The following is a 26522-nucleotide window of genomic DNA, read 5'->3' as shown; positions in this document are numbered from 1 at the left end:
CCTTTGCTACCGCAAAGACTTTTTTGTATTATAAATATTTCTCAATTTCTTCGTATACGTCTTTTAAACGAGGATTTCCTTCTCCAACGATTTCTCCGTTTACAAGAACAACTGGATAAAATAAATCCTCTTCAATTACGTGCTCTACAAAAGCTTGTTTCTCAGCATCTTCTTGCTCTTCCTGAATATCAATGTATTCAAACTTGAATTTATCATCTTGTCCTTCATATTTGCGACCAATTGCCGCTTGTAGCCATTCAAATGTTTCAGCCGAAGACGGCATTCCAACGCAGCTTGCACAAATTACTTTTGCACCATATACTTGAACATTTACCATTACTTCTCCCCCACTTCTCTGTTCTAACAGTATGCCTAGATGACTTACCTTATAAGCACATCTCTTTACAAGTTTAATTCTTGTCCTCTATACTGAAAAAACACATTGTAAACATGATACAATATTTCGACAATAAAACAAGAACAGAAAAAATAGATTTTCCCCTGTATCTTGATTATAATAAAATGGATGAAAGGAGTCGATAAAAATGGAAAACCCAAATATGCAAGAACAAGTACTAGAAGTATTAGATAAATTACGTCCGTTCTTACTTCGTGATGGCGGTGACGTTGAATTAGTAGATATTGAAGAAGGTATTGTAAAACTACGCCTTATGGGTGCATGCGGTAGCTGCCCAAGTTCTACAATCACATTAAAAGCTGGTATCGAACGCGCACTACTTGAAGAAGTACCAGGCGTTATCGAAGTAGAACAAGTATTTTAAATTTAAAGCGGCAGCGGCTCACTTAGAATGTGAGGAGGATGGAGCTTCTGACATAGAGGCGTTTTTTGCCTCGGCGAAAGAAGCGAAGCCACCGAACATTCTAGCCGCTGGAGCTAGATATCTTTTAAGGCGGCAGCGGCTCGCTTAGAATTGCTTCCACTGGATAATTTACAAAAAAGAGACCACTATGGTCTCTTTTTTGTAAATTCGTATTAAGATAACCAATCCAACTTTCGAATTCCGAGCTTATCAACAGGCAAGCGAAGAAATTCATAAAAATGCTTCATAAATTGCTCTGAACGGTTCACATCGTGTAAAATGTCTTCTAAGCGATCTCGATACATACTTTTTTGTTCTTCATTTCCCGTCAGATAGTACTGTTCTATCGTTTCAAAGTAGCGAAGTGGAAAGAGAAGACGCGCAAATAGTAGACGCCAGCCAAAAGAAGAAAGTGCATAATTTTTCTCATAATCCGTTACAAACTGAAAAATTGTTTGTTCCCAATCTTTCTTCTTTTCCATCGATACATATCGAATCCATTCCGCCAAATCTCTACTTGGATGATCATATACCCAATCGATGGGGATTTTTAATTTATTAGTTTGCTGCCATAATAAAGGGGTAAAGCGTTCTTGACAGATTGTTGCTGCATCGGCAAGCTGAGGTGTATCATCTATTTCTGTATCAACAACATATTGAATGGCATTTTCAGCAATGCCTAAATAGTATGGGAAAGACTCAATAAATAGTTGATCAAATACATCTGATGGCTGATTCATAAGTTGTGATTGCCAAAATCGCTCTAATTGATCGAGCCTTTTTTCCCACAATGACTTCCATTCACCAATGCGACTTAATTGTTCTATTTCTTCTGGAAAAAAAGCGCCTCGTTTATGGAATAAGGAAAGCTCACTACCTAACGAAGTAGCATGTCGTTCAAGCAAACGCATACCTTTTAATAAACAGTAATTTTTTTCTTCTATCTCACTTACATAGTAACCGTGCACCGTCGGAACGAAAGTCGCAACAGTAATATCCCCTTGCTGGTTCATATAATCGCTTAATTTTTTCATTTCAACAAGTACATCTTCCTCCATATTTCCAATCGGAAGAAGTACATAAATTTTATTGCGAATCCAAAAGCTTTTATAGGGGCCAAGGGGGATTAATTCTTTGACATGCATTTGATAATGCTCATAAATATGCTGAATCATCATAGTCGCCACCTATGGTTTTTCTTTATATATATGAGCTTGTGCTCGCCTTTCATTCCTATGCACATGATAAAGCAGTAAAACGTATACAAATAATAAAAAGAAAAAAAGGTGATAACATGAAAGAATCAAATCAACTACAAGAAAGAGCATTACAACTTCTACAAGAACGTGGTGTAACAATCGATGATATTGCGGAGCTTGTTCATTTTCTTCAAAAGAAATACCATCCAAATTTAGAGATGTCAGAATGTCGTTACAACGTAGAACGTGTATTATCCAAACGCGAAGTACAAAATGCACTCATTACAGGAATTGAATTAGATGTCCTTGCCGAAAAAGGAATGTTAAGCGAACCATTACAAGATATCGTAAAACGGGATGAAGGATTGTACGGAATTGATGAAGTCATCGCACTTTCTATCGTAAACGTGTATGGCTCTATCGGCTTCACAAACTTTGGATATATCGATAAATTAAAACCAGGTATTTTAGAATACTTAAATGATAAATCAACTGGGAAAGTCCATACATTCCTTGATGACATCGTTGGCGGTATTGCCGCTGCCGCTTCTAGTCGTTTGGCACATCGCGCGGAGCATGGGGAATAAAGTAAAACAATAGTCAGCATAATTTTACGTAATACTTTCAGTTGAAAATGTTATAGAAAACATAACGGACCATGTGAAAAAATCATGGTCCGTTATGTTTTTCTTTCTTTTCAAGATTTTTTCATACACCTATCATTTTTTTATTTACACGAATAAACAGGAATAGCCTAAAAAGTAGCGAATGAATAAGCTTAATGGTTCTGTTTGATTGGGATCTGAATATTAGTTAAAGATATGCGAATTACATTCCTTTCAGTAATAAAAAAAATGATTCAATAACAGGAGGAGCAATTTATATGGATAATATTTTAAAAGTATCATCAAAATCCAATCCCAATTCAGTTGCAGGTGCCATTGCCGGTGTATTAAGAGAAAAAGGTAGTACAGAAATTCAAGTAGTTGGAGCTGGTGCTTTAAATCAAGCAGTTAAAGCCGTTGCTATTGCAAGAGGATTCGTAGCTCCTAGCGGCATTGACCTTGTTCTCATTCCAGCATTTACAGATATCACAATCAATAACGAGAAAAGTACAGCAATCAAATTAATTGTCGGCCCTAGAAAAATTAGATCGTAGAAAAAATGATAGCTTATCATTCAAACCATCCATACAAAAATTATGAAAGAACATCTCCGCTCAACTGCATTCTTTTATTAGATTCATAAATACCAATTGTTAAATGATATATGAAAAGACTGATAACAATCAGTCTTTTCCCTATTGTATCAATTCTTCAGTTTCTCTTCTTCCTACAGGAATATGTCATCAAAATAAACTCTCTTCCTCTATCATCAAAAGTTTTTTCTGCTACAAAACCTACCTGTTGATATAGCCTTATTGCCCGTTTATTAAAACCTGCAACACTTAAACGAAGTCTATCCGGTTGGATTTGCTCTTCCGCCAAATTTATTCCAGCTTGCAAAAAGGCTTTCCCCAGCCCCCGCCCCGTTAGCTCTGGCTTCATTCCAAGCCCAATATCTACAGTATCTTCTCCCACGTATAACTTCGCATTTCTTCCCCCTGGCACTTGTGCGTTTTCACCAAAACAAAAATAACCTATTAATTCTCCATGTTCATTACAACAGCCATAATATGTACCATCTAATAGTTCTTCTATTGTCTCTTCACTGCCTGAAAAGCTGTATAACGAATATAGTTCCTCATACTGCCATGTATTGATTTCTTTTGCTTCTGCCTCTGTTAGTTTGTGTATATTCATTTTTCTTCTTCCTTTCAAAAAAACAATTCCCTAACAAATTTCTACATTTATCTTATTATCTCACTTTGTTTTTGAAAAGTTTGTAAAATTTCAAAATACTAAATTGGAAAACTTTTCTTAGCATGTTACGATTGGATTAACTATTCTAAAAGAGGTGAAATCAAAATGCCCCTACAGTTATGTAAAGGACAAAAGGTAGATTTAACAAAAACAAATCCTACATTAACTCATATAAAAATAGGTCTCGGCTGGGATCTTCCTACAAATTCAAATTCACATGCATTCGATTTAGATGCTGCTGCTTTCTTATTAGATGCAAATGGAAGCTTAACAACAACAGACCATATTATATTTTATAAACAGCAATCTGCTTTACAAGATGCGATTACACTTTCATCAGACAATCGTACAGGAGCAGGATCTGGCGATGACGAGGAAATTTCCATCTCCCTTTCCAAACTCCCATCTCATATTGAACGTATTATTTTCACTATTACGATTCACGAAGCACAAACTCGTCTGCAAACATTTGGACAAATAGCTCACTCTTACGTCCGCATTCTAAACTCCGCAAACAATGACGAAATGTTCCGCTATAATCTAAAAGAACAATTCTCATCCGAAACTGCACTAATCGCCTGTGAAGTCTATCGTTACAAAGGAGAATGGAAATTTGGTGCCATCGGTCGCGGTGTGCAAGGCGGACTTATCGAACTTTCTAAACAATTGGGTTTATCCCATACACCACCTGATTTTTTTGCAAAGACAACCGCTGCACCTTCTCCTATTTCAAAAAGTATTAACCTTTCTAAAATTGAGTTAAAGAAATCTGGAGATACGATCAACTTACAAAAAACGGACAAGCCTCTTGGCGAAATTGCAGTGAACTTAAACTGGGGTAAACAAAGTACACCAAAACAAAAAGGATTTTTTTCATCCTTAACTGCAAATAGCTCCCCTCAAATAGATTTAGATTTAGGCTGTTTGTTTGAATTTAAAGATGGTTGGAAAGGTGTTGTACAACCACTTGGAAATATATTTGGTTCATTTTATAACGAGCCTTACATTCATTTAGATCAAGACGATCGCACAGGTGCTTCAAATAAAGGAGAAAATTTACGTATTAACGGAGACATGATTCATGAAATAAAAAGAATATTAATTTTCTCTTATATTTATGAAGGTGTAGCTAACTGGTCACAGGTTGATGGTATTGTCACATTAAAACAGGAAAATGGCCCAGATATTATTGTAAAAATGGATGAGCACCGTAACGGTTTCAACACATGTGCAATTGCAATGCTCGAAAATGTAAATGATGAGACATTCAAAGTACAAAGGCTTGTGAACTATTTTAGAGGGCACCTAGAAATGGATCGGCATTACAAATGGAACATGAACTGGGTCGCAGGTTCAAAATAAGGTGGTGACAACTTGAAGCATTTTTCCTATCTGTCTTCTGAAGAAAAGAAAAAACTTTTCTATCAAGAGCCAATAACCTTTTCCAAAGATATCACAAAAGAACAATTGGCTTACGCATTAGGTGCTACTCTATACACACCTGGTACAAAGGATACAATCGCAGTGGATATTGCCGCGAAAAAGCACGAAGGTGCTACATCAATCGTACTTTGTTTAGAAGATTCCATTAGTGATGGAGATGTGAAACTTGCCGAGCAAAATGTCGTCATACAAATGCAACTACTGGCTCATATGATTGATGCAAACAGGCTTCTTCCATCAGACGTGCCACTTCTCTTTATCCGGATTCGTGAACCGAAACAGATGCGTTCACTCATTCATGAACTAGGTAGCGCCGTTCATTGTATGAGCGGTTTTGTCTTTCCTAAATTCACACCTGCGAACGGAATGTCTTACATTCATGAACTACAGGATATAAACGAAACATATTCACTTTCACTTTACGGGATGCCTATTTTAGAGTCTCCTGAAATTATTTATAAAGAAACTCGTATTGATACGTTACTAGCAATTAAAGCAATCCTAGATTCTTATCGCGCTTTCATTTTGAACGTACGAATTGGTGCCACCGACTTTTCTGGCATATTTGGCATTCGCCGAAATAAAGATACGACAATCTATGATATTGCTGTTATTCGTGATTGTATTTCTGATATTATTAATATTTTTTCTAGAAAGGCAGATGAATACGTTATATCTGGTCCTGTGTGGGAGTACTTCGGAAACAGGCAGCGCGTACTAAAACCACAGCTTCGGCAAACACCGTTCCGTAAATCATTCGGAAGCGCTGGAGTAACAATGCGTGAGGAAATGCTTCATCGTTATGAGGACGGGCTCATTCATGAAGTATTGCTCGATCAAGCAAATGGATTAATTGGAAAAACGGTCATTCACCCTTCTCACATTAAACTCGTACAAGCCTTGCACGTTGTAACACTAGAAGATTATTTAGATGCAAAAGCTGTTTTTGAAGCTGCTCAGACGTATAACGGCGTTATGAAAAGCAGCTTTTCTAACAAAATGAATGAAGTGAAGCCACATTATAATTGGGCGCGTAAAACACTTCTGAAATCTAATATTTATGGGGTGCTACATGAACAACAAACTTTCTTCGATCTCCTTACCGAAAAGTCAAAACAAAACGTACACGTACCACATTTTAAATAAAATAACAGTTCATATAGATGTGCTACATAATCCATATTTGTTATTACCAGATCAACTATTTCAAATGGCCGCAAGAATGAATAAGAGGCGCGGCTTTTTATTTGTGAGTACCATTTTAGGAAAACATCTTCCTGTTCTACCTGCAATCTCTTTAGCTGGAGGCTGTGCTCTTGCTGCAAGATATATGGAAGTGCTACATCGTACAAATCATCCATATCAAAAAGAAATTCTTAACCTGATTTCTTCTAAAGACAGTACCAATAATGAGCTAGAGGCAATTCTCCAGTATCAATTCCCTCTAGAAAAAGAAGTATTATTTATCGGATTTGCAGAAACAGCTACCGCATTAGGCCACTCGATGTTTCAATGTTTTCAAAATGCAAAATATGTTCATACAACAAGGGAGATGATCTCACAAATCGATCCTATCATTACATTCGAAGAGGAACATTCTCACGCGACATCACATCGTTGCTATGTGGACAAAAGCTATTTTCAAAATGAACAGCCCATCGTCCTTGTGGATGATGAAATGACAACAGGAAAAACCGCACTTAATATCATTCGATCTATTCAAGAAAAGTTTCCAAGAAAAGAATATATTATTGCTTCTTTATTAGATTGGCGCTCAGATGCGCATCGAAAACAATTTACAGAACTCGAGCAAGAACTTGATATTACGATTCATGTGATTTCTCTATTAAGCGGTTCAATCGACGTAATTGGTAGTCCTGTTACTACTTCTTCTTCACATGATGAGACAGTTTATAAATCAATAGAGTCTAAGATAGAAAAACATATGATTTCATGTCCTATTTTACCTTATACATCTATAAACCATGATGTCAGTTACATAAACTACACAGGACGTTTTGGCATTTCATCCGATGATCAAAAGTGTATCCACTCTTTTGCTAAAAAGATTGGTCATGATTTAAGGGAAAATCGAAAAGGTCAACAGACACTCTGCTTAGGAACTGGCGAGTTTATGTATCTTCCAATGCGAATCGCAGCTGAAATGGGAGAAAACATTTCCTATCAATCAACAACACGAAGTCCTATTCATCCTTACGCGGGTGATGTACAATACGCTATTCATAGTCGTTTTTCCTATGAAAGCCCTGAAGATAAAGTAGTTACAAGTTATTTTTATAATATCCAGCCTGGGGACTACGATGAAGTCTTTCTTTTTATAGAGCGTGATTTACAGGAAGATGCTTTCCATTCCCTTCTTACACAATTACAAACAGTTATTCCACTCATTCATATCGTTTCATTTAAAAGTTTAGTAGAAAGTGAGGGTGAAGAAATATGACCGAGCCCAAAACATTACAGCTTATCGGTAGTTATGCGAAAGAGGATGCTATTTTTCTATTAAAAGATATTAGTGATGTCATAGAAGAAAGCGTAACAGAAGAAAGAGAACGAGCAATTCAATCGGGCACACATTACTCTGAAATGCTTCCAATTGAATATAAACCATCTAAACCTTATATGGATTTATTTTTTGCTTCACTCGAGCAATACAAACGTAAACTAGCCATTGCAGCCGGTATAATAGCCGAGCAAATTATAAAAACGAAAGGAAAGAAGCTTGTTCTTGTTTCACTAGCGAGGGCCGGTACACCAATAGGTGTTTTAATAAAACGATACATTCGCTATCAATATAATATCGACTTGCCGCATTATTGTATTTCCATTATTCGTGGCCGCGGCATCGATGAAAATGCCCTTCATTATATTTTGAAGCACCATCCAAATCAAACCATTCAGTTCATTGATGGCTGGACTGGAAAAGGTGCGATAAAAAAAGAACTACGCCAATCTGTGTATACATTTAACGAAAAGAATCATGAATATATTTCAGACTGCATGGCAGTGCTTGCTGATCCGGGCCATTGTACTTCTATATATGGAACACGAGAAGATTTTCTCATTCCAAGCGCTTGTTTAAACGCGACCGTATCAGGGTTAATCAGCCGCACTGTTTTAAATGAAACTTATATTGGTCCAAATGATTTCCACGGCGCCAAATATTATCGAGAACGAGAAACAGAAGATTTATCTAACTTCTTTATTGAAAAAATCACAGCGTTATTCCCTTCCATTAGCGCTGACGTAACAACGCAACTAGAACACATTATTGCTACCTATACAGAACCATCTTGGCAAGGTATGCAAGACATCGCCTCTATTCAAAAGCATTTTGGAATAGAAAATATAAACTTAATTAAACCAGGAGTTGGAGAAACAACGCGTGTTTTACTAAGACGAGTACCATGGAAAATTTTAATCCAGGGCGAAAACAATCCAGATTTAAAGCACATTTTACTTTTAGCAAAAGAAAAAAATGTGCCAGTAGAAATCTATAAAGATATGACGTATTCGTGCTGCGGCATAATTAAACCTCTAAGGAGGACGTCTTCATGATTTTTGCAAGCGATCTTGATCAAACGCTCATTTATTCTCGGAAATCATTTCGAGCTAACATAGAAGACGAACATATTAAGCTCATCGAGACTTTAGATGGGAAAGAGATTTCTTTTATCACACACAAAACGATTTCTTTATTAAAACAACTACAATTACAAGCACAATTCATCCCAGTTACAACTCGAACGATTGAACAGTTTCAACGTATTACACTATTTCAAACAGAAGTCATTCCGGAATATGCGATTACAAGCAATGGCGGTAATATCCTTCATAACGGTAAGCTAGATGACACTTGGGAAAACATACAAACGGAGCGATTAGTAGCATGCATGGAAAAAGAAGATGTTCTAACAGAATTTCAAAATATTTCTCATGAAGAATGGGTCATTTCACAAAAAACAGCTGATGATTTATTTCACTACTGCATCATTAAGCGTGACAATATTCCATACGACGAATTACAATCATTCACCACTTGGCTCGATAAACAAGGATGGACTCATTCATTGCAAGGCAGAAAATTATATTTTGTGCCAAAGCCTGTGAACAAATGGGATGCTGTTCAGTATGTACAAGAAAAACTTCAGGAAAAAACCGTAATTACTGCTGGAGATTCCTTACTTGATCTATGCATGTTAGAAAGGGCGAATCATGCAATCGCACCTCTTCATGGTGAACTTGAAACAAAACAGGGGAGTTTATTACCCCATATTGTAAGAACAAATGAAATTGGTATATATGCAGCGGAGGAAATTGTAAGTAAAGCACTTCAAATGGTCCATAGTTCTCTTCCTACTGCGTAATCTATACATACTTCAAGAACCGGCATCTTTGTTACATGATAAAAAAAGGAGCGATTATACTTGAGTACAATTACTTTAAGAAAAGAAGCAGTACGCGTTGTATTAGAGAAAAAGAAATTAACAGGCGTTGTCGCAAAAGTTGCGCTCGTATTAGACATTTCTGGGTCTATGCGAACACTTTATAAAAACGGTACTGTCCAAGAAGTTGTTGAACGTGTTCTTGCTGTAGCAAGTCAATTCGATGATGATGGTTCATTAGATATTTGGGTGTACGATAATGAGTTTTCAAGATTACCAGCCGTTACCGAAAAAGATTTTGCTGGTTATGTTGAAAAACATATTTTAAATAACACTTCCATTCATAAATTTGGCCGAAATGATGAGCCACAAGTAATGGAAGATATCATAAAAAAATATACGATTGAAGAAAAAAGCACAGAGCCTGCCTTTGTTATTTTTATTAACGATGGAGGCTGTAAAAAAGGAATTCAAAAACCGGTTGTATTCTCTTCTAACCAACCTATTTTTTGGCAGTTTGTTGGAATTGGAAACGGCAAATTCGACGTTCTTAGAAAGCTTGACGAAATGGAAGGGCGTTTCATTGATAACGCAAACTTCTTCTACATTCGCGATATCGAAAAAACAACAGATGAAACGTTGTATAACAATTTGTTGAATGAACTTCCGATGTGGATAAAAGGAGCGAAGGAGAAAAAGGTGATACTTTGAAAATAGGAGAAAAGATACGCCAAATCCGGATACATCGCGAAATGACACAAGGGGAATTAGTAAATGGAATTTGTTCTATTCCATATTTAAGTCGAGTTGAAAATGGAACAGCAAAACCTTCTCATTCTTTTTTAGAGAAGGTTTCAGCCAAACTGGATATTAGTGTGGATTATCTCACAGAGCAAAGTAAAACTGACTTTGAGGCAGATATAATAGCGATTACGATAAACTATAAAGAGAATAACAAATTGACTGAAAGTGAAATTTCTTTTTTAGAGTTACATACTCGGGAAATGCATCCACTCCCAATTCTTTTACATATTTTTGGTGTACTACTCCATTATTACGCTCGTACTAGTTCACCCCAAAAAGGTGATTCCATTTATCAACAAGCAATAAATTTAATACCTAATCAGCCTAATCGAATGTTTGCTGAAGACTTTTCCTATTATTACATAGCATGTGGTAATTATTTTTATATGAAACAAGATTTTATTAAAACAAATGAATACTACGAGCAGGCAAATCAATTATTAACTACGGAAGAAAACTTACAAAGAGCTAATTTATACTATAATATGAGCCTAGTTAAACAACGTCTCATTAAAAACCAAAGTGTGAGCCGGAAATATTCAAAAAAAGCATATGAAATATATAGCAAGTTAAATAACAAAGTTTTCATATCAGATACGCTTATTACAATTGCTGTACAATATCATCTCGAAGAAAGATACGAAGAATCCTTACAATACTTAAAAGAAGCTGAACAATATGTAAAAGAACTTCACGATCCTGCTATGTATTTTGCAATGATTTATTACAATTACGGAAGAGTATATCAAGGGTTAGAAGAATTCGATACAGCAATTCAACACTTCAAGCATTCCTTGAAAATAAATATAGCAATCAATCAGCAAGAGTCAAATATTTACGCATTGCGAAGCCTTATTGAAATTTACTTACATTTAAAAGAATGGGAGCAAATCAATAAAGTCATGCCGGAAGCCATCAAAATCTTAGAAACTTACGATATGCCTTCTGTTTATATCGAAATTTATACATATAAAGCGCATCTCTATAAGCTTCAAGGTGACCATCAGGGCTACGAGAAAGAAATGCAGAGAATTATTGATTTTGGAATGGGTAACAGACAATATATACAGGTTAAAAAGCTAGCTACTGAATTAGGAGATCATTTTTATGAATTACGTGCTTATAAATTAGGAGCAAAATATTTTAAAATCGCCTTACAATGCGACCTTGATATAGAAGATTTTCAAACTAATTTCTAAAATGACATTTCCCCTCTTTGCACACAATCAAAGAGGGCGAAAATTGTAATTAAAAAACAAAACTCTTCTGTTTTATCCTCTGTGAACAATTCTCTTCTCTAGGAGCGATTTCTATCGTAATTAGCCCATAATAGTAGGCCCGAATTCCAATTTCTACACGATGATGAATGTTCCATTTTTCTTTAATAGAAGCTATTATCTCCCCTATCCTTCTCCGGCTAATATACAACGTTTGAGCAATTTCTTTATCCTTCATTCCGTTTGAGACGAGAATGGCTACTTCTTTTTCTTTTGCACTTAATCTGACACTCATTTTTTCATTCTCCTTCCTCTACTCCTATCGATTTACAATCCATTGACATAAAAAAACGGGAGATAGATTGTTCTCATATAATAAAACATCTTCCTTAACAGCAATTTCAAAAGAACATGTTAACTCACCGTGGATATCCAAAAATTTCTTTATTCTCTTAATCATATACAGAAGCATTTTTTCTACCTCTTTATCTAATAATCGCTCAAGTCTACTATGCTGGATTGTATAGCCGATTGCTAATGTTGCAATCTCATTTTGAAGACGATCAACATCACAAATATACATGAACTCATCATAAACAAAATTCATTGTATATATCCCTGGAACATAAATACTTTGAACTGCTACAGGGTTAGAAATAATAAGAACGGGAACAACAGGAGAATTGGTTAAATCGATTTCTTTAAATGCTTCATACAACAACTGAGCCAAAATATTAATATGGACATTCAATACCTTTCCATCACCTTTATCATGCAATGAAAAAAGTTTGTCCGAAATAATACGCTGATACAATCTAACCGCCTGTTCGTTTCTAATGAATAATTCGTTATGAATCATGAATGGATCACCTCCACTTTCAAGTCCTTACTATTACTTTATAACGTGGAGTTAGTTAATTTATAGTAGTTAAAAATACTGAAAAAACAGAAGTAATTTTTATTATTTCATAGAACGATTTAACCAAACTCACAAAAAAAACCGCTATAAAAGCGGTCTTTCTTACGCTGATAATTCCTTGAGCGTATCACTTAGTTTAAACTTTCTTAACTGGGATGAAGCAATCATTGCTGCACTTGTTCCGAGTATAACGCTCGCTGCAGCCAGTAATAGCACTTGATTATACGGAATTGTAATAACCGTTAATTCTAAACTTGATAAGACAATATAACTGAAAATCACTCCGCCTCCAATTCCTATGATTCCAGCTATCGCACCGAGTAATGTACCTTCTAACCACACAATTCTTCGCATTTGCTTAGGGATAGCTCCTACGGCACGAATCATACTAATCTCAGCACGTCTTTCATGTAAGCTTGCCACAATCGCATTCATTAAGCCAATACCCGAAATAACAAAAATAATTACAACCAATAAACGAATGAGCATAACCATTTGAGATAACAATTGTTCTTGCTCTTTTAATAAATCGGTACTATTTATAACCTCTATATTATCTTTACCATTTGTTATCTTTGTTACTTTCTTCTTAATTGTTTCAAAAGGTACCTTAGAGTCTGTCATAATTTGAATCGATTCATATCCTTTTACATGAAACATATTTCGCGCCCATTGTTCATTTACGAAGACGTAAGTACTTTGCATTCTCAAGTTTTTCTCGATAATAGAAACGACTTTAATAGACTGTTTTTGCTTCCCTTTCCCTTGCACTTCAATCGTATCATGTAGCTTAATCCCTAAATTTTTTGCTGTTTCTTTTGTAATTACTCCTTCTCCATCTTTTAATGGAGTACTCAAGTTTTGACCAGAAATAACTTTCATCTTGGTCACCTTTTGAAACGCTGTAATATCAGTACCCACAACTTCCATCGCATCATAATTATATTTATTTTTCTTCATAAATTCGTACCATTCTTGATTTGCTTCTTTAAAGTCATAATTTACAAGTTTAGATGTGGAATCAGAGGCAGCTCCGACAATTTCTTTTACCCCTTCAACGTCTTGTATCTTTCCTAGCCAATTAAATGGGATATTTTCAATTCCTTGTGACTCCATTGGAACACGAATGACTAAATCTGCTGGTAAATTCTTTTGTAATCCTTGCTTCATTCCTTCGTACATCGCATTCACATACATCGTTCCAACTAGCGATAACATAAATCCAAATGCTAGAATTGCGACTGAAACAGCTGCCTTTTTACGATAACGAATGACATTTCGGCTACTAATTGTTGTCTCAATGCGAAATATCGTTTGAAATGGTTTAGCGATAACTGACGTAATCACACGAATCAACAATGGGATTGTAAACAATAAACCAATTGCAAATAAAATTGCTCCAATCGCACTTAGATTAAAGCCAATATATTTTTCAACAACTGTTCCACTTAAACCAATTACGATACCTGCCATTAAAACAATAAGACTGAAGATACTCCATTTCCGTTCTTTCTTTTGATTGCTCGGAAGTCCTGGTCTTAAAGCTTGAACTGGTGGTATTTTTCTTACCATAAATGCCGGTATGGCTGCACCTATTACAGACATGACAATCCCTAGTAAAAATGTAATGAATAAAATCTCAAATGAAATAGAAAATGATTCTTGCCCTGTACTTTCTACATTCACCCACTTGTTAATAAAAGAAGCTGCGAGCTGATGTGTGCTAGCACCAAGTACAACTCCTACTAACGAACCAATCGTTCCAATACATAATGCTTCTAATAAAACAACGAAAATGACTTGATTTGGATTACTACCAATCGCACGTAATAAAGCCCATTGTTTAAAGCGACTTCTTACAGATAAGAAGAAGCTTCCCATAATCAAAAGCGCTACAACAAATAAAGCAATTCCGCCTAAACTAAAGACTAATGGCTTCATCACATTTAATCTTTCTAATGCTTTATCTACATATGTACGCTGATCTATTTTAATATTTTCAAGTTTCTCATTCGCATCACTAGCGATCATTCTTTTTATATTCGCATCAGATGTTTTCACTTGAACAAGGTTAAATTGACCTTGTAAGTTTAATTCCTTTTGCATCCAAGCAATCGGAAAATACGCACTATGTCCCATTGCTGCCATCAATGGTGGATTCAAAATCCCTACAACTCTCACATTTTTTTCACCATGCGGTGGAAAAGGCAGACGAATCATATCTCCTACTTTTATATTTTCTCGATCTGTATACCCTTTCGTAAGTGCTACTTCCGCCCCTTCTTTCGGATATCGCCCTTCTGTAATTTTATAAGAACGCATATCGGGAGAATCTTGTTCCACGCCCCAATACGATGGTTTGCCAGAAAGCTCTTTATAATTTGGTAACGGATAAGGGATAAGTACTTTTGATATTTTTTCCGCACTTTCAAGACCGTTCAGTTCTTTTAATTTTTTATCTTTTAAATACACATCATTTTTAATATAACCAAGTTGCAAATCATAATCACCATAACGACTCACAACCTGCTCTTTAACACTTTGTTCTACAGACTGATTTCCTAGTAGTAACATTGTTGCTAACATAACGCCTAAAGCAGCCCCAAGAGCGATTAACATGTTCCTTAGCCAATTCTGTCTAATAGACTTGGCCGCATATTTAATTATCCAAGACATCGCTCTTATCACCTACCTTAAAGTGCCGATTCATAATCTCTTGAATGTGCGTAACTTGCTGCGGAATATGCCGGAATTTCCATCCTTTACTTTCGGCATGTTCATGAATTACTTCACCATCTAGTAAGAAAACAACTTTATCTGCATGAGCAGCTACAAACGGGTCATGCGTTACAACAACTGCCGTTTGCCCCAATTCATCACAAGCATTACGAAGAGCCGCAATGATATTTTTGCTATTTTCAGAATCCAACGCTCCTGTCGGTTCATCTGCTAATATAATAGCTGGTTCATTGGCAAATGCTCTCGCAATGGCAACCCTTTGCTGCTGGCCACCTGATAATTGCGATGGTAAGTGCTGTTCTTTCCCTTTTAAACCAACAAGCTCTAATAAACGCTTTGCCGCTGTTGTCGCCTTCTTCTGTGGGACATTATCTAACAGTAACGGTAATCCCACATTTTCTTCCGCATTAAATACTGGTATTAAATTAAACTGCTGAAAAATAAAACCTATTTTATGCCTCCGAAACAACGCGAGTTCTTTTTCTTTTAATGATGAAATTTCAGTACCATCTACTCGAATGCTTCCCGTCGTCGGAATATCTAATCCTCCAAGCAACTGTAAAAGAGTGGTTTTCCCCGACCCACTCGCTCCCATAATACAAACGAAATCACCTTTTTGGATTTGGAGATTAATCCTCTTTAATATCTTTACCTTACTATCACCAATATCAAATGATTTTTCTACCCCTTCAATTTCAATGATATTCATTTTTTATACCCCTTTTTTTCATTTAATTATCTTTATATTAAATATATATTCTGCTGCGAAACCAATCTTCCTATCACACTGTACTTGTATTGTAATATAAATATATTTTGAAACACACTTCGCAAAATAGCACATCTCACATTTTCTAATAAGAATTTGAATTTCTTGATTTCCCCCTCGATTCGTAACCATAATAGTTACAATAATATTTTCTTTTTAAGAAAAACTATCAACATATCCACAAATAGGAGGAATAAACATGAAACATCTAATCGTTTATGCACACCCAAATCCACAAAGCTTCAATCATGCGATTTTAGAAACAGTAAAAAGTGAACTTGAAGAAAAAGGTCATGAAGTACGTGTTCGCGATTTATATGAACTAAATTTCAATCCAGTATTAGCAGCTTCTGATTTTGTTTCCTTTTCTCAAGGAAATACACCAGCTGATATTAAAGAAGAACAAGAACATATCACTTGGGCTGATAACATCACATTTATTTATCCAGTGTGGTGGGCAGGTCTTCCAGCAATCTTAAAAGGATATGTTGATCGTGTATTTAGCCACAGCTTTGCGTACGCTTATGGTGAAAATGGAATTGAAAAGTTACTAAGCAGTAAAAAAGGATTGCTACTATCCACAATGGGAAATACAAAAGAAGCTTATACAGCAAGCGGTATGTTTGATGCAATGAAGAAAACAACTGATGCTGGAATCTTTGAATTTACAGGAATTGAAACGTTAGAGCACACATTCTATACGAGTGTCCCTTCTGTGGATGACGGCGCGAGAAAACAATATCTTGAAGAAGTAAAAGAAGTAGTGAATCGTTTATTAGGGTAAGATGAAACTTCCATCAGTGAGGTTAACGCAGAGTGACATGCTGATTTAATTTTCTCAATAACGGATATGACTAAACATGGTAAAATAGTAAATAGGATAGGAGTCCTAATACATATGTGGTTTTCAAGTCAAAAAAAGACACTCGAAAGGGTGTCTTTTTAACATCCGCATATAGCTAGTACAAACAAAACGAATAGAATAATTACTATGGATATTCCAAAATTGAATGTAATCGTATGATCCATATCCCTTCCCCTTCTCGCAAATCCATTTATAAAAAATATTATTAAAGTAAAAAAGACACTCAAGTGAGTGTTTTTCAGCAGCTAAATCCACCTTCCCAGCAGCTGTATAATCCCTACTTTAGTAAGTGCTCAAAACAGTAAGCTGTGGATATTTTGACGGATTTACATTACTGTATGTTGATTAACGATGAGTGAGCAGGTCTTTTTCTATAATTTAAACAATGAATGTAATTTTAATATACACTTACGCCCATCCCTACTTAAATCGAATTACAGCCTTCATTCAGCAAAAAACAGGCAATCTAAAAGATTGCCTGTTCACTATTACATCTTCTCAATCCACTCTGTCAAGTTATGCACAACTTGTGTTGGCTGCACGTCATACTCTGTTAACTTCTCCACAGTTGTGACTCCAGTGTGGACAAGAAGTGTATGCATACCAGCATTTATCCCCGCTAAAATGTCAGTATCATAGTTATCCCCAACCATTAGCGCTTCTTCTTTCGCCATGCCAAGTACTTTTAGTGCTTGTTCCATAATAATGGATTCTGGTTTTCCGATAAAGATTGGCTCTACACCTGTTGATACTGTAACAACAGATGTTAAGGAACCGTTTCCAGGTAATAAACCACGCTCAGTTGGAATGGCAATATCTCCATTTGTTGAAATAAATGTCGCACCATTACGTACTGCAAGACATGCTTTCGCTAGCTTTTCATATGTAATTTCGCGATCTAATCCAACAACGACAAAGTCAGGATTTTCATCCACAAGCTTGAATCCTTTTTCTACAAGTGCGTCATGTAATCCTTCTTCACCAATCATATACACAGACGCATCTTGTTTACGCTCATAAATAAAGTTTGCTGTTGCCATGCTTGTTGTAAATACTTGCTCTGGTTTAGCTGGAATATCGAAACGAACAAGCTTTTCTGCCACTTGCTCTGGTTTACGCGTTGAGTTATTCGTTACAAACAAATAGGGAATGCCGCGCTCCTGTAGTGCTTTTACAAAGTCGCTTGCTTCTTCAATTTGTTCTTCACCGCGATACATTGTACCATCTAAGTCGATTAAATAGCCTTTATACATCCATCTGTCTCTCCTTTTTGTCTAGCGTTCATACCCTTCTTATATTAACCGCTTTTTCCAAAGAAAAAAACGCTTTGTCTAAAAGCGTCCCATAACGTTCATTTTTTCTCTTGTATGTGATACGAACAGTGACAGTCACCATTGCACATATTTGATAACGCTTTTACATTTTCATCAGAAAACAACCGCTTATACATACTTTCTTCCTCCAAACAAAGCTGTGGATATTTTTCAGCAACAGCCTTTAATGGACAATTTTGTTTTTGTAATATGTACGAGTTTTCTCCCTCTTGCTTCACTTGTACCATATATCCCTTTTTCTCTTGGATAACAGCAACTTCCCGAAGCTTCTGCCATACATTATCTTGTCTGCTGATTCGCTTTTGTAATTGCTCCTCCATCCGATTCGTTCTCGCTTTTAAAATAGCATTAACAAGTGTTTCATCACCGATTGACTCTAAATCCTCTAACACTTCTAAAGCAAATTGCTTATAATCTTTCGGAAACGAATCTTCTCCTTTTTGACTTAGGTCGTATACATATGTTGGCCTTCCCACATGTTGACGCACCATTTTCGACTGAATGATTTTTTCTTTCTCAAGCTTACTTAAATGACGACGTACTGCCATCTCCGTAATCTCTAAAGATTCAGCTAACGATGCAACTGTTTGTTCACCATTTATTTTTAAAAGCTGTACAATTTCTTCCTTCGTTGTACGTGCTTCCTCCATTTCTCATCCTTCTCCCTTTTGAGCCGTTCCCATAGACAAAAAAGACCCCCAAAAAGGTTAATGGGGATCTTATCCATGCGCTTATTCTGCTACAAATGCAGATACAGGTCCTAATTCCTTTTCTAAGTAACGGCGAATATTCGCAGGGTATTTTTGTACCACGGCAATTTGTTTTTGAATCGTTGTATATAATTCTTCATGGTTCATTTGAATATAATCTTGCATAAGCATTTTCCGAAGAACAATCACTTCTTTTATCCCTTTTCCTTCTTCCTCACTTATGACTTTTTCGTCCATTAAAATATCAATAATATCTTCATAACTCCCTGGATCACGCATAATAAATCCATCAATCATTGCATTTCCAACATCTAGTATGCAATCAATGATGAGATGCGACATACGCTCTAATGCGTAATATTCAAAATCCGTTTCATATTCTTGCTTCTCTTGAAATGTATCTACTACTTGTTCTAAACATGCTAACATTTGCTCTATTTTTTTTCTGTCTACAAAGTACATGAATGTCACCTACCTGGAAATTAAAGCATTTACATTTTAATTGTAACCGTTTCTTCTGAAAAAATCGACAATTTTTCGAATTCACCTTTCACGCTTTATTTGTTATAGTTATAACTGTATGATTTTTGAAATTGGAGGAATGTCACCTTGGAACGTGAACTCGCATTAGAAATTGTCCGTGTAACAGAAGCAGCAGCCTTAGCATCCGCACAATGGATGGGCCGCGGAAAGAAAAACGAAGCAGATGATGCAGCAACTACCGCTATGCGTGATATGTTTGATTCAGTAAACATGGCAGGTACTGTTGTAATTGGTGAAGGAGAACTTGATGAAGCACCAATGTTATATATTGGTGAAGAACTAGGAACAGGTAACGGTCCAGAAGTAGATATCGCCGTTGATCCATTAGAAGGGACAAACATCGTTGCAAAAGGTCTTGCAAATGCAATGGCAGTTATTGCAGTCGCAGATAAAGGAAACCTTCTTCATGCTCCGGATATGTACATGGAAAAAATCGCGGTTGGTCCAAAAGCAGCTGGTAAAATTAGCTTAGATGATCCAATTGAAAAAACAATTGAAATTGTAGCAGAAGCAAACAATAAGAAAATTCGTGACCTAACGGTTATCATCCAAGAACGTGAACGTCATCAAGATATTATTGACCGTGTTCGCGCAAAAGGTGCACGTGTAAAACTATTCGGTGATGGAGATGTTGGTGCGTCAATCGCAACAGCTCTTCCAGGAACAGGTATTGACTTATTCGTTGGTATTGGCGGCGCTCCAGAAGGCGTTATCTCTGCAGCAGCACTAAAATGTCTTGAAGGCGAAATGCAAGCACGCTTAGTTCCAATGAACGAAGAAGAAGAAGCACGTTGCCGTAAAATGGGATTAGAAGACCCTCGTCAACTTCTTATGTTAAATGACTTAGTATCTGGTGACGACGCAATCTTCTCAGCAACAGGCGTATCTGCTGGCGAGTTATTAGATGGTGTGAAATTCCTTGGCGGAGACTTAGCAGAAACATATTCTATCGTTATGCGCTACAAAACAAGAACAGTACGCTTTATTAAAACACATCACCATTTAGATCATAAGCCTCACTTAAACTTAGATATTTAAAAAAGGAGCCTGTGTAGTATGGAAGAACGTTTCTTTCTTTACGACGATACAGTCGATACAAAAACGCGTTTCGTTAGCTTTATGGGAGAAAATGAGCGCCACGATTTAGCGCTTTTATATTCCGATCGCCATTACGGTAAAACAATTGTCCTTGATATGCAGCGTAATAAATTTGCAATCATCGGCACTGACGATTTAAACGAACCTGGCTACTTAGAGCACGCTTTTTCTGTCTCTGAAGAGATTGCAGAAGAACTTCGCTCATTCTTATTTGAACTTATATAATATTATGGCACCAGCTACCTTGATAGCTGGTGTTTTTTATACATAACAAAGTTTTGAATTTTCAATCTTTTATGTTATACTTATGAACAAATCTATTTGGAAGAAAGGACGTCTACTACGTATGCCAACATTTACTTTGTAATGGATCAGCAACTGAATAGCATTACTCTCAAAAAAGCTATGTGCTTTGTCAAGGGAGTAGTCTGTTCATTTCCCATTACAAAGGAACGTAGCACATCTGTAGTATGATGTTTTACGGAGGTTCCTCTTAAGGGAGAACCTCCTTTTATTTTTGCCTATTTCTTTCCCATTCATACTGCAAGACATCCAAATAGCTGTCTTACGTTCCTTTACCATCAAACGAGGTGAAGGAAAATGCAGAAAGTACAACTTTCTTGGAATTTATATGAAAATGAATTTGAAACGATAGTCGAAAAGCATTGTAAAAATTGCGGGCATACCACCCTTTTTACTGATACGAACATTCGTAGGCATAACGCAAACGGAAAAAATATTTACCGCTTTGCCATTTATAAATGCCCGAAAGGACATACGTGGAACAAGAAACTTCACATTTATAAGTCTTTTTCTGATCATGTCGAAACGATCGATGTGTTTCAAAAAGAACAAGGTGAGATGATCACTACTATCTCGATTATGCAATATAAAGAAGCTGGCACTACAGAATTAGCCATTGTATTAGAAACAGTTTTTGGCTCTCATCGCATGGATAAAGCACTCGCTACGTATATTTCAGATTGGAGCCGCACCGCGATTGTAGACAAAATAAAAAACGGACACATTCAGTTGAATGGACAGAAGATGAAACCAAATACAACGCTTTCTGAAGGTGATCTTATTTCAATTTGCTTGTAAAGGGGACACATATGCTAAAAATAACAAAAGGTACACTTAACCTATTAGATAAGTTAGATGATATGTATGAGCAGTGTAAAACGGACCTACTCCAAAAACAAATTTACCAATGGGATGACTCTTATCCGACGCGAGAAACAATTTCCTACCACTTAGAAAATAATGAACTCTATTGTCTATGTAAAGATGATTCAATCGTTGGTGCCGTCATTTTGAATGAATGGCAGTCCCCAGAGTATACGCTTATTGACTGGTCAAAAACGGAAGGACGTTTTCTCATTGTCCACTCTTTTGTCATCCATCCAGTCGCACAAGGAAAAGGATATAGTAAAGAACTATTATCCTTTTGGGAAAATGAAGCACAGCAAAAGAACTATATCGGGATACGCTTAGATGCTTTCACAGGTAATCCTGTTTCCTTACGTTTATACGAAACAAATAATTATATATGCCGGGGCGCCGTTTATTTTTCAAGTAAACCAAAGCCCTATAATTGGTATAACTGCTATGAAAAAATACTTGATTAAAAAAGAATTCCTCTTACGCCTATCGTAAGAGGAATTCTTTTTACTTCTTCACTTTTCGTAATACAAAGTGTGCACAACCAAAATTACAGTACTCGTATAAGTACTCCGATAATGTACTAATTTTCGTATCATATGTCGCACGTTGGTTACTATCATCAAAAAAACCGCGCAATCTGAGTTGATCGTAGCCCCAGTCACCAACGATATAATCATATTTATTTAAAATTTCTGCATAGCGCTCTTTAAATGCTTCTTCACGAAAACCGTTACGATAGTCTTTAATTACTTCGTATTGAACATTATTAATGCTCATTGTAGCATGAATCTCCTGCTTTTGCTCCATCATTAACTTCCTTTCTAAGCATTCTTCTTTTTATCGTATCACAAAGCCTAACAACCAACAATTTCAAATACAAAAAATTGAAAAGTAGTAAATGCTATGAAGAAGGAGGTGATACATCTTGAAAAAACAAATGATACTCTCTCTTCTCACGCTCTCTTTATTTGTAGGTTGCTACTCGACAAATAAAGCTGAAATGGAACATGAAAAAGGCAGCCGCGTTCTTGTCTCCAATAAAAATGACATGTATCATACAGAAAATACAAATACAAAGCTTACAAGAGTCGGATACTCCTCTAAACAAAAACATGAAGTATCTAACAAACAAGTGGGTGCCATTAACCGCGAGAAGGTAGCTGAAATGATTACAAGTATGACAGTAAATCTTCCGGATGTCACAAATGCTGCTACACTTGTGACCGATGACGAAGTATTTGTTGTATACAAAGCAAAAACAAACGATCCTGCTCTTGTAACAGATCAAGTATATAAAACAGCTTTATCCATCGTTCCTCGCTATTATAAAGCATATGTATCAACAGACCAAAAATTGATCACGCAAATTCAAGGTCTGCAATCTGGTACATTAAACAATAAAGAATATGAACAAAGCCTTGATATGCTAAAACGTGAAATGGGGAAAAATCCGCATTTGAATAATACGCAGAATCAAACATTAAATGACATGCTTAAAAAATAAAAAAGATGGCGGCTGCCCACTTGAGACAGCCCCATCTTTTTTATTTTTTACGGTTATCTGCGTATACCGCCATTGCATCGCACATAAACTGTGCTAAACCTTCTCCAAATTGGTCAATATTTTTTATAAAACGTTCATCATCTACATACATTTGACCTAATCCTTTGAATGTCTCTAATGAATATTGACCGAAGTTTTGCAAGTAATCGTACCATTCTTGGATTGCTTCTTGTGCTTCTTTAGAATCAGGCGCGCCATTTCGAAGTGTAGCCAGCTTTCTATAAATGCCATTAAACTCTTCTTGCTTTTCTTTAGGCATGCCAGCTGCTGTCTTATTCGCTTTATCCACAGCTTCGTCTCCCCATCTCTCACGTGCTTCTTGCTCATATGGGTTTTGGCTGAAATCAAATCCTTCAAATTTTTCTTTATTCGTCATTTGAATCTCTCCTTTTGTATGCTTAATTGTCTTATCAATTGTCGCAATCACCTTATCCAGTCTAGCTCGCTTCTCGAGCAGCATTTTCTTATGCAATTGAAGCGCTTCTTCCCGGTCAAATGAAGGGCTCATGATAATTTCCTTAATCTTCTTTAAAGGGAAGCCAAGCTCTTTAAAAAATAAAATTTGCTGCAATGTCTCTAGATTTTCATTGGAATACAGACGATACCCTGACTCTGTCGTCTCGTCTGGGGTTAACAACCCAATTTCATCATAATGATGCAGTGTGCGCACACTAATACCAACTAAATCAGCTACTTCTTTTACCCTCATTGTCATTGTTTCGCCTCCCTTCATACATACAATAAAGTATTACGTAACATGAGAGTCAATAAAAAATGATTATTAAATTATGTGTTTTTTATGACTAAAAACTCCTCCACTCCACATTCCCTTAAAATTCAGGCATAATATATATGTACATATATTAGAAAGCGGTGAAAAATATGGTTTCAAATGCTGTAATTACCAGTATGATTGTGCAACTAGCGATTTCGGTTCTAGTTCCAATTATTGTACTTATTTATTTTCGAAAAAAATATCATATAAACTGGAAAGTTGTTGGTGTTGGGGTTCTTATCTTTATTGGATTTTCACAAATTCTCGAAACACCTTTTCACGTATTTATGCTGGGCAATCCAACAACATCGGAAATATTGAAAAACCCATTTCTTTATGCCATCTATGGTGGACTTACTGCCGCTATCTTTGAAGAAGCAGGTCGATTCATAGCCTTCTTCTATTTACTTAAGAAATATCAAGAATATAAAGATGGTTTAGCATATGGAATTGGACACGGAGGGATTGAATCTATTTCAATTGGGGCTCTAGCTAGTCTTCAAACTCTATACTTTGCTATTTCAATCAATAATGGAAGTTTTTCAAAACTTATTGAAAAGGCCCCTCAGCTCAGTCAAGTGCAAGATTTATTACTTAGCACTCCTTCCTATCTCTACCTACTTGGTAGCTTAGAAAGAATCTTAGCTTTGGTCTTACAAATCGCCTTCTCAATGCTTGTATTATACGGCGTAAAACATAAGAAATATATTTTTGTTATATATGCCGGCTTGTTCCATGCATTTATAGACTTCTTTGCAGCTCTTTATCAAAAGCAAGTTATCAACATATTTGTTGCAGAAGGAATCACGCTTATTTTTACGATTTGCGCTTTCATTCTTATTCGTAAAATGAAAGACAAATTAACAATTGAATCCGAAAAAAGCTAAGTCCATGCGGCTTAGCTTTTTTTGTATAGAGGATTTTTTTCCTATTTGTCGAAGTATGTATGGTCAACTTAAAAAATGAGGGATGGATTTTGAAAAAACTTATCGCAGTACGTCACTGCTCAGCAACTGGACAAGAACGAGATGCAGCACTAACAATTGCAGGAGAAAAGCAAGCACACTTTCTTGCTGATTTTCTCATACAAAATAACCTGCAAATAGAGTCCATTATTTCAAGCCCTTTCACTCGAGCCATTCAATCCATTGCACCATTTGCATTACGAACCAATCTACCCGTAGGCGAAGATGAGCGCCTAGAGGAACGCATATTAAGCAATAATCCAATGAAAGATTGGCTACAGAAACTAGAATATACTTTTACAAATATAGATATTGCCTTTTTAGGCGGAGAGTCAACAAAACAAGCGATGGACCGCGTTGCATCGCTTATTCAAGATATTTTACAACAAGAACACCAAGTAACATTACTTGTTACACATGGAAATTTATTAACGCTCATTTTAAAGTACTTTGATAATCGGATTGGTTTTTTAGAATGGAAAAACTTAAGCAATCCTGATATTTACGAAATTACAATTGATGAACAAACGACAATCCACAGATTGTGGGGAAAGACCGTTGAAAATTGTTACACGAGATAATATTGAACAAGAACATATCTGCTGTGCAATGTCAGACAAAAAAGTGAAACGTGGTGTCGAGCTAAAAAAAGAGTGGCTAAAGGATCGATTTGAAGAAGGACTTATGTTTAAAAAGCTAGATGTAAAAGGAAAGGTGTTCATTGAACACATTCCGGCTGAGTATGCATGGGTGCCTATCTCTGCACCAGGATACACATTCATCAATTGCTTTTGGGTATCGGGGCGTTTTAAAGGGCAAGGCTATGGTGCACAGCTCTTAGAAGAATGTATGCAAGATTCTAAAGCGAAAGGAAAGCATGGAATCGTTGTTATTTCAAGCAAGAAAAAACGCCCCTATTTATCAGATGGCGGCTACTTAAAGAAAAAAGGGTTTCAAGTATGTGATACAGCACCGCCTTATTTTGAATTACTTGTATACAAACTTGATCCAAATGCTCCTTCACCACATTTCACAGCAAGCGCCAAGGACATGAAGATTCCAAATCAAAACGGCTTGGTTGTCTATTATACAAATCAGTGTCCTTATACTGATTATTACATTCATCAAGAATTGGCCAATATCACTCAGCAATATCACATCCCTTTCAAATGCATTCAGTTGACATCGCGAGAAGATGCGCAGCATGCTCCTTGTGCCTTCACGACATATGGAGCTTTTTATAACGGAGAATTTTTAACACATGAAATTTTAAGTGCAAAAAAATTTGAAAAAATCATGATGAACATGCAGCAAATATAGAAAGGAGC

At 36.2% G+C, this 26522-nt stretch carries 31 protein-coding genes; 19 read left to right on the top strand and 12 right to left on the bottom strand.

Annotated features, from left to right (window positions below; all coding sequences use genetic code 11):
• Positions 1–28: 28 nt before the first annotated feature.
• Positions 29–337 carry a YuzD family protein gene (locus MHH71_RS18845; protein WP_006096400.1) on the bottom strand — a complete coding sequence of 103 codons (309 nt, stop codon included), beginning with the start codon at positions 335–337 and terminating at the stop codon, positions 29–31.
• Positions 338–545: 208 nt separating this feature from the next.
• On the opposite strand from MHH71_RS18845, the gene MHH71_RS18840 reads away from it, so the two are divergent.
• Positions 546–782 carry a NifU family protein gene (locus tag MHH71_RS18840; protein WP_000431179.1) on the top strand — a complete coding sequence of 79 codons (237 nt, stop codon included), beginning with the start codon at positions 546–548 and terminating at the stop codon, positions 780–782.
• A gap of 212 nt (positions 783–994) precedes the next feature.
• On the opposite strand, the gene yutH is transcribed toward MHH71_RS18840, so the two are convergent.
• Positions 995–1996: a spore coat putative kinase YutH gene (gene yutH / locus MHH71_RS18835; protein ID WP_033799198.1), complete on the bottom strand. Its 1002-nt coding sequence runs from the start codon at positions 1994–1996 to the stop codon at positions 995–997.
• A 119-nt stretch (positions 1997–2115) separates the two neighbouring features.
• Between yutH and MHH71_RS18830 the strand changes: the two genes are divergently transcribed.
• Positions 2116–2607: a phosphatidylglycerophosphatase A family protein gene (locus tag MHH71_RS18830; RefSeq protein WP_018767382.1), complete on the top strand. Its 492-nt coding sequence runs from the start codon at positions 2116–2118 to the stop codon at positions 2605–2607.
• A 296-nt stretch (positions 2608–2903) separates the two neighbouring features.
• Positions 2904–3179: a stage V sporulation protein S gene (locus tag MHH71_RS18825; protein WP_003201532.1), complete on the top strand. Its 276-nt coding sequence runs from the start codon at positions 2904–2906 to the stop codon at positions 3177–3179.
• Between the two features lie 157 nt (positions 3180–3336).
• On the opposite strand, the gene MHH71_RS18820 is transcribed toward MHH71_RS18825, so the two are convergent.
• Entirely contained in the window at positions 3337–3822 is a 486-nt protein-coding gene (locus MHH71_RS18820) for a GNAT family N-acetyltransferase (RefSeq protein WP_018782859.1), read from the bottom strand.
• 165 nt (positions 3823–3987) lie between these two features.
• Between MHH71_RS18820 and MHH71_RS18815 the strand changes: the two genes are divergently transcribed.
• From MHH71_RS18815 to MHH71_RS18785, 7 genes are read left to right on the top strand one after another with little or no spacing between them, the layout of a single operon-like run.
• The gene (locus tag MHH71_RS18815) at positions 3988–5244 is read left to right on the top strand and encodes a TerD family protein (protein ID WP_006096403.1); all 1257 of its coding nucleotides are present in this window, start codon (positions 3988–3990) and stop codon (positions 5242–5244) included.
• Between the two features lie 12 nt (positions 5245–5256).
• Entirely contained in the window at positions 5257–6471 is a 1215-nt protein-coding gene (locus tag MHH71_RS18810; protein ID WP_003201524.1) for an HpcH/HpaI aldolase/citrate lyase family protein, read from the top strand.
• Positions 6398–7786, top strand: coding sequence for a phosphoribosyltransferase family protein (locus MHH71_RS18805; protein ID WP_033799199.1), 1389 nt, complete (start codon positions 6398–6400; stop codon positions 7784–7786). Before MHH71_RS18810 ends, MHH71_RS18805 begins: the two co-directional genes overlap by 74 nt.
• The gene (locus MHH71_RS18800) at positions 7783–8901 is read left to right on the top strand and encodes a cysteine protease StiP family protein (RefSeq protein ID WP_033799200.1); all 1119 of its coding nucleotides are present in this window, start codon (positions 7783–7785) and stop codon (positions 8899–8901) included. The genes MHH71_RS18805 and MHH71_RS18800 overlap by 4 nt, the downstream gene beginning before the upstream one ends.
• Positions 8898–9710, top strand: a complete 813-nt coding sequence (locus MHH71_RS18795) for an HAD family hydrolase (protein WP_018782862.1) — start codon at positions 8898–8900, stop codon at positions 9708–9710. The genes MHH71_RS18800 and MHH71_RS18795 overlap by 4 nt, the downstream gene beginning before the upstream one ends.
• Positions 9711–9770: 60 nt before the next feature.
• The gene (locus MHH71_RS18790; protein ID WP_006096406.1) at positions 9771–10439 is read left to right on the top strand and encodes a vWA domain-containing protein; all 669 of its coding nucleotides are present in this window, start codon (positions 9771–9773) and stop codon (positions 10437–10439) included.
• On the top strand, positions 10436–11731 hold the full coding sequence (locus MHH71_RS18785; protein WP_033799201.1) for a helix-turn-helix transcriptional regulator: 1296 nt from the start codon (positions 10436–10438) through the stop codon (positions 11729–11731). The genes MHH71_RS18790 and MHH71_RS18785 overlap by 4 nt, the downstream gene beginning before the upstream one ends.
• Positions 11732–11780: 49 nt before the next feature.
• Here MHH71_RS18785 and MHH71_RS18780 read toward each other — a convergent pair whose 3' ends face one another.
• The 4 genes from MHH71_RS18780 to MHH71_RS18765 form a co-directional block, all read right to left on the bottom strand.
• Entirely contained in the window at positions 11781–12044 is a 264-nt protein-coding gene (locus MHH71_RS18780) for a response regulator transcription factor (RefSeq protein ID WP_006096408.1), read from the bottom strand.
• 24 nt (positions 12045–12068) lie between these two features.
• Entirely contained in the window at positions 12069–12608 is a 540-nt protein-coding gene (locus MHH71_RS18775) for a hypothetical protein (RefSeq protein ID WP_006096409.1), read from the bottom strand.
• A 162-nt stretch (positions 12609–12770) separates the two neighbouring features.
• Complete coding sequence (locus MHH71_RS18770; RefSeq protein ID WP_033799202.1) at positions 12771–15344, bottom strand: FtsX-like permease family protein; 2574 nt, start codon at positions 15342–15344, stop codon at positions 12771–12773.
• Complete coding sequence (locus MHH71_RS18765) at positions 15328–16116, bottom strand: ABC transporter ATP-binding protein (RefSeq protein WP_006096411.1); 789 nt, start codon at positions 16114–16116, stop codon at positions 15328–15330. The genes MHH71_RS18770 and MHH71_RS18765 overlap by 17 nt, the downstream gene beginning before the upstream one ends.
• Positions 16117–16375: 259 nt before the next feature.
• Between MHH71_RS18765 and MHH71_RS18760 the strand changes: the two genes are divergently transcribed.
• Positions 16376–16960, top strand: coding sequence for an NAD(P)H-dependent oxidoreductase (locus MHH71_RS18760; RefSeq protein WP_006096412.1), 585 nt, complete (start codon positions 16376–16378; stop codon positions 16958–16960).
• Between the two features lie 569 nt (positions 16961–17529).
• On the opposite strand, the gene MHH71_RS18755 is transcribed toward MHH71_RS18760, so the two are convergent.
• The 3 genes from MHH71_RS18755 to MHH71_RS18745 form a co-directional block, all read right to left on the bottom strand.
• Complete coding sequence (locus MHH71_RS18755) at positions 17530–18294, bottom strand: TIGR01457 family HAD-type hydrolase (RefSeq protein WP_003208886.1); 765 nt, start codon at positions 18292–18294, stop codon at positions 17530–17532.
• A 98-nt stretch (positions 18295–18392) separates the two neighbouring features.
• Positions 18393–19025 (bottom strand): helix-turn-helix transcriptional regulator, encoded by a 633-nt coding sequence (locus MHH71_RS18750; RefSeq protein ID WP_006096413.1) that lies wholly within the window; start codon positions 19023–19025, stop codon positions 18393–18395.
• A gap of 81 nt (positions 19026–19106) precedes the next feature.
• Positions 19107–19547, bottom strand: coding sequence for a DUF86 domain-containing protein (locus tag MHH71_RS18745; RefSeq protein WP_003201498.1), 441 nt, complete (start codon positions 19545–19547; stop codon positions 19107–19109).
• 147 nt (positions 19548–19694) lie between these two features.
• Between MHH71_RS18745 and glpX the strand changes: the two genes are divergently transcribed.
• The 4 genes from glpX to MHH71_RS18725 all read left to right on the top strand — a co-directional run bounded on the left by glpX (position 19695) and on the right by MHH71_RS18725 (position 22354).
• Positions 19695–20666 (top strand): class II fructose-bisphosphatase, encoded by a 972-nt coding sequence (glpX, locus tag MHH71_RS18740; protein WP_003208882.1) that lies wholly within the window; start codon positions 19695–19697, stop codon positions 20664–20666.
• A gap of 18 nt (positions 20667–20684) precedes the next feature.
• Positions 20685–20951 carry a DUF3055 domain-containing protein gene (locus MHH71_RS18735; RefSeq protein ID WP_003208880.1) on the top strand — a complete coding sequence of 89 codons (267 nt, stop codon included), beginning with the start codon at positions 20685–20687 and terminating at the stop codon, positions 20949–20951.
• A gap of 375 nt (positions 20952–21326) precedes the next feature.
• The gene (locus MHH71_RS18730) at positions 21327–21827 is read left to right on the top strand and encodes a hypothetical protein (protein WP_006096414.1); all 501 of its coding nucleotides are present in this window, start codon (positions 21327–21329) and stop codon (positions 21825–21827) included.
• An 11-nt stretch (positions 21828–21838) separates the two neighbouring features.
• On the top strand, positions 21839–22354 hold the full coding sequence (locus MHH71_RS18725; RefSeq protein ID WP_006096415.1) for a GNAT family N-acetyltransferase: 516 nt from the start codon (positions 21839–21841) through the stop codon (positions 22352–22354).
• A gap of 40 nt (positions 22355–22394) precedes the next feature.
• Here MHH71_RS18725 and MHH71_RS18720 read toward each other — a convergent pair whose 3' ends face one another.
• Positions 22395–22667 carry a YutD family protein gene (locus MHH71_RS18720; protein ID WP_371388589.1) on the bottom strand — a complete coding sequence of 91 codons (273 nt, stop codon included), beginning with the start codon at positions 22665–22667 and terminating at the stop codon, positions 22395–22397.
• A gap of 148 nt (positions 22668–22815) precedes the next feature.
• On the opposite strand from MHH71_RS18720, the gene MHH71_RS18715 reads away from it, so the two are divergent.
• A complete protein-coding gene (locus MHH71_RS18715) occupies positions 22816–23394 on the top strand; it encodes a YhcN/YlaJ family sporulation lipoprotein (RefSeq protein WP_016112382.1) in 579 nt (192 codons plus the stop codon).
• 40 nt (positions 23395–23434) lie between these two features.
• Here the strand turns inward: MHH71_RS18715 and MHH71_RS18710 are convergent, their stop codons facing one another.
• Positions 23435–24169 (bottom strand): MerR family transcriptional regulator, encoded by a 735-nt coding sequence (locus MHH71_RS18710; RefSeq protein WP_033799206.1) that lies wholly within the window; start codon positions 24167–24169, stop codon positions 23435–23437.
• 167 nt (positions 24170–24336) lie between these two features.
• Here MHH71_RS18710 and MHH71_RS18705 point away from each other — a divergent pair, with 167 nt between their 5' ends.
• From MHH71_RS18705 to MHH71_RS18695, 3 genes are all read left to right on the top strand, one after another.
• On the top strand, positions 24337–25116 hold the full coding sequence (locus MHH71_RS18705; protein WP_033799205.1) for a YhfC family intramembrane metalloprotease: 780 nt from the start codon (positions 24337–24339) through the stop codon (positions 25114–25116).
• 89 nt (positions 25117–25205) lie between these two features.
• On the top strand, positions 25206–25775 hold the full coding sequence (locus MHH71_RS18700) for a histidine phosphatase family protein (protein ID WP_033799720.1): 570 nt from the start codon (positions 25206–25208) through the stop codon (positions 25773–25775).
• Positions 25776–25803: 28 nt separating this feature from the next.
• The gene (locus MHH71_RS18695) at positions 25804–26514 is read left to right on the top strand and encodes an N-acetyltransferase (protein WP_006096417.1); all 711 of its coding nucleotides are present in this window, start codon (positions 25804–25806) and stop codon (positions 26512–26514) included.
• The last annotated feature ends 8 nt before the right edge of the window (positions 26515–26522 follow it).

This window comes from Bacillus sp. FSL H8-0534, from assembly GCF_038005885.1.
In the GTDB taxonomy this organism is placed as follows: domain Bacteria; phylum Bacillota; class Bacilli; order Bacillales; family Bacillaceae_G; genus Bacillus_A; species Bacillus_A pseudomycoides.
This window is presented reverse-complemented; position numbering and strand designations above follow the sequence as displayed.

What these genes read in the sequence shown, in the direction of transcription:
- yutH (WP_033799198.1), bottom strand. Translation starts at nt 1,996, where the DNA reads ATGATTCAGCATATTTATGAGCATTATCAAATGCATGTCAAAGAATTA.
- MHH71_RS18710 (WP_033799206.1), bottom strand. Translation starts at nt 24,169, where the DNA reads ATGACAATGAGGGTAAAAGAAGTAGCTGATTTAGTTGGTATTAGTGTG.
- MHH71_RS18825 (WP_003201532.1), top strand. Translation starts at nt 2,904, where the DNA reads ATGGATAATATTTTAAAAGTATCATCAAAATCCAATCCCAATTCAGTT.
- MHH71_RS18755 (WP_003208886.1), bottom strand. Translation starts at nt 18,294, where the DNA reads ATGTATAAAGGCTATTTAATCGACTTAGATGGTACAATGTATCGCGGT.
- MHH71_RS18815 (WP_006096403.1), top strand. Translation starts at nt 3,988, where the DNA reads ATGCCCCTACAGTTATGTAAAGGACAAAAGGTAGATTTAACAAAAACA.
- MHH71_RS18745 (WP_003201498.1), bottom strand. Translation starts at nt 19,547, where the DNA reads ATGTACTTTGTAGACAGAAAAAAAATAGAGCAAATGTTAGCATGTTTA.
- MHH71_RS18720 (WP_371388589.1), bottom strand. Translation starts at nt 22,667, where the DNA reads ATGAGCATTAATAATGTTCAATACGAAGTAATTAAAGACTATCGTAAC.
- MHH71_RS18725 (WP_006096415.1), top strand. Translation starts at nt 21,839, where the DNA reads ATGCTAAAAATAACAAAAGGTACACTTAACCTATTAGATAAGTTAGAT.
- MHH71_RS18795 (WP_018782862.1), top strand. Translation starts at nt 8,898, where the DNA reads ATGATTTTTGCAAGCGATCTTGATCAAACGCTCATTTATTCTCGGAAA.
- MHH71_RS18750 (WP_006096413.1), bottom strand. Translation starts at nt 19,025, where the DNA reads ATGGAGGAAGCACGTACAACGAAGGAAGAAATTGTACAGCTTTTAAAA.
- MHH71_RS18830 (WP_018767382.1), top strand. Translation starts at nt 2,116, where the DNA reads ATGAAAGAATCAAATCAACTACAAGAAAGAGCATTACAACTTCTACAA.
- MHH71_RS18760 (WP_006096412.1), top strand. Translation starts at nt 16,376, where the DNA reads ATGAAACATCTAATCGTTTATGCACACCCAAATCCACAAAGCTTCAAT.
- MHH71_RS18770 (WP_033799202.1), bottom strand. Translation starts at nt 15,344, where the DNA reads ATGTCTTGGATAATTAAATATGCGGCCAAGTCTATTAGACAGAATTGG.
- MHH71_RS18765 (WP_006096411.1), bottom strand. Translation starts at nt 16,116, where the DNA reads ATGAATATCATTGAAATTGAAGGGGTAGAAAAATCATTTGATATTGGT.
- MHH71_RS18820 (WP_018782859.1), bottom strand. Translation starts at nt 3,822, where the DNA reads ATGAATATACACAAACTAACAGAGGCAGAAGCAAAAGAAATCAATACA.
- MHH71_RS18845 (WP_006096400.1), bottom strand. Translation starts at nt 337, where the DNA reads ATGGTAAATGTTCAAGTATATGGTGCAAAAGTAATTTGTGCAAGCTGC.
- MHH71_RS18730 (WP_006096414.1), top strand. Translation starts at nt 21,327, where the DNA reads ATGCAGAAAGTACAACTTTCTTGGAATTTATATGAAAATGAATTTGAA.
- MHH71_RS18780 (WP_006096408.1), bottom strand. Translation starts at nt 12,044, where the DNA reads ATGAGTGTCAGATTAAGTGCAAAAGAAAAAGAAGTAGCCATTCTCGTC.
- MHH71_RS18840 (WP_000431179.1), top strand. Translation starts at nt 546, where the DNA reads ATGGAAAACCCAAATATGCAAGAACAAGTACTAGAAGTATTAGATAAA.
- MHH71_RS18735 (WP_003208880.1), top strand. Translation starts at nt 20,685, where the DNA reads ATGGAAGAACGTTTCTTTCTTTACGACGATACAGTCGATACAAAAACG.
- MHH71_RS18705 (WP_033799205.1), top strand. Translation starts at nt 24,337, where the DNA reads ATGGTTTCAAATGCTGTAATTACCAGTATGATTGTGCAACTAGCGATT.
- MHH71_RS18775 (WP_006096409.1), bottom strand. Translation starts at nt 12,608, where the DNA reads ATGATTCATAACGAATTATTCATTAGAAACGAACAGGCGGTTAGATTG.
- MHH71_RS18695 (WP_006096417.1), top strand. Translation starts at nt 25,804, where the DNA reads ATGTCAGACAAAAAAGTGAAACGTGGTGTCGAGCTAAAAAAAGAGTGG.
- MHH71_RS18805 (WP_033799199.1), top strand. Translation starts at nt 6,398, where the DNA reads ATGAACAACAAACTTTCTTCGATCTCCTTACCGAAAAGTCAAAACAAA.
- MHH71_RS18800 (WP_033799200.1), top strand. Translation starts at nt 7,783, where the DNA reads ATGACCGAGCCCAAAACATTACAGCTTATCGGTAGTTATGCGAAAGAG.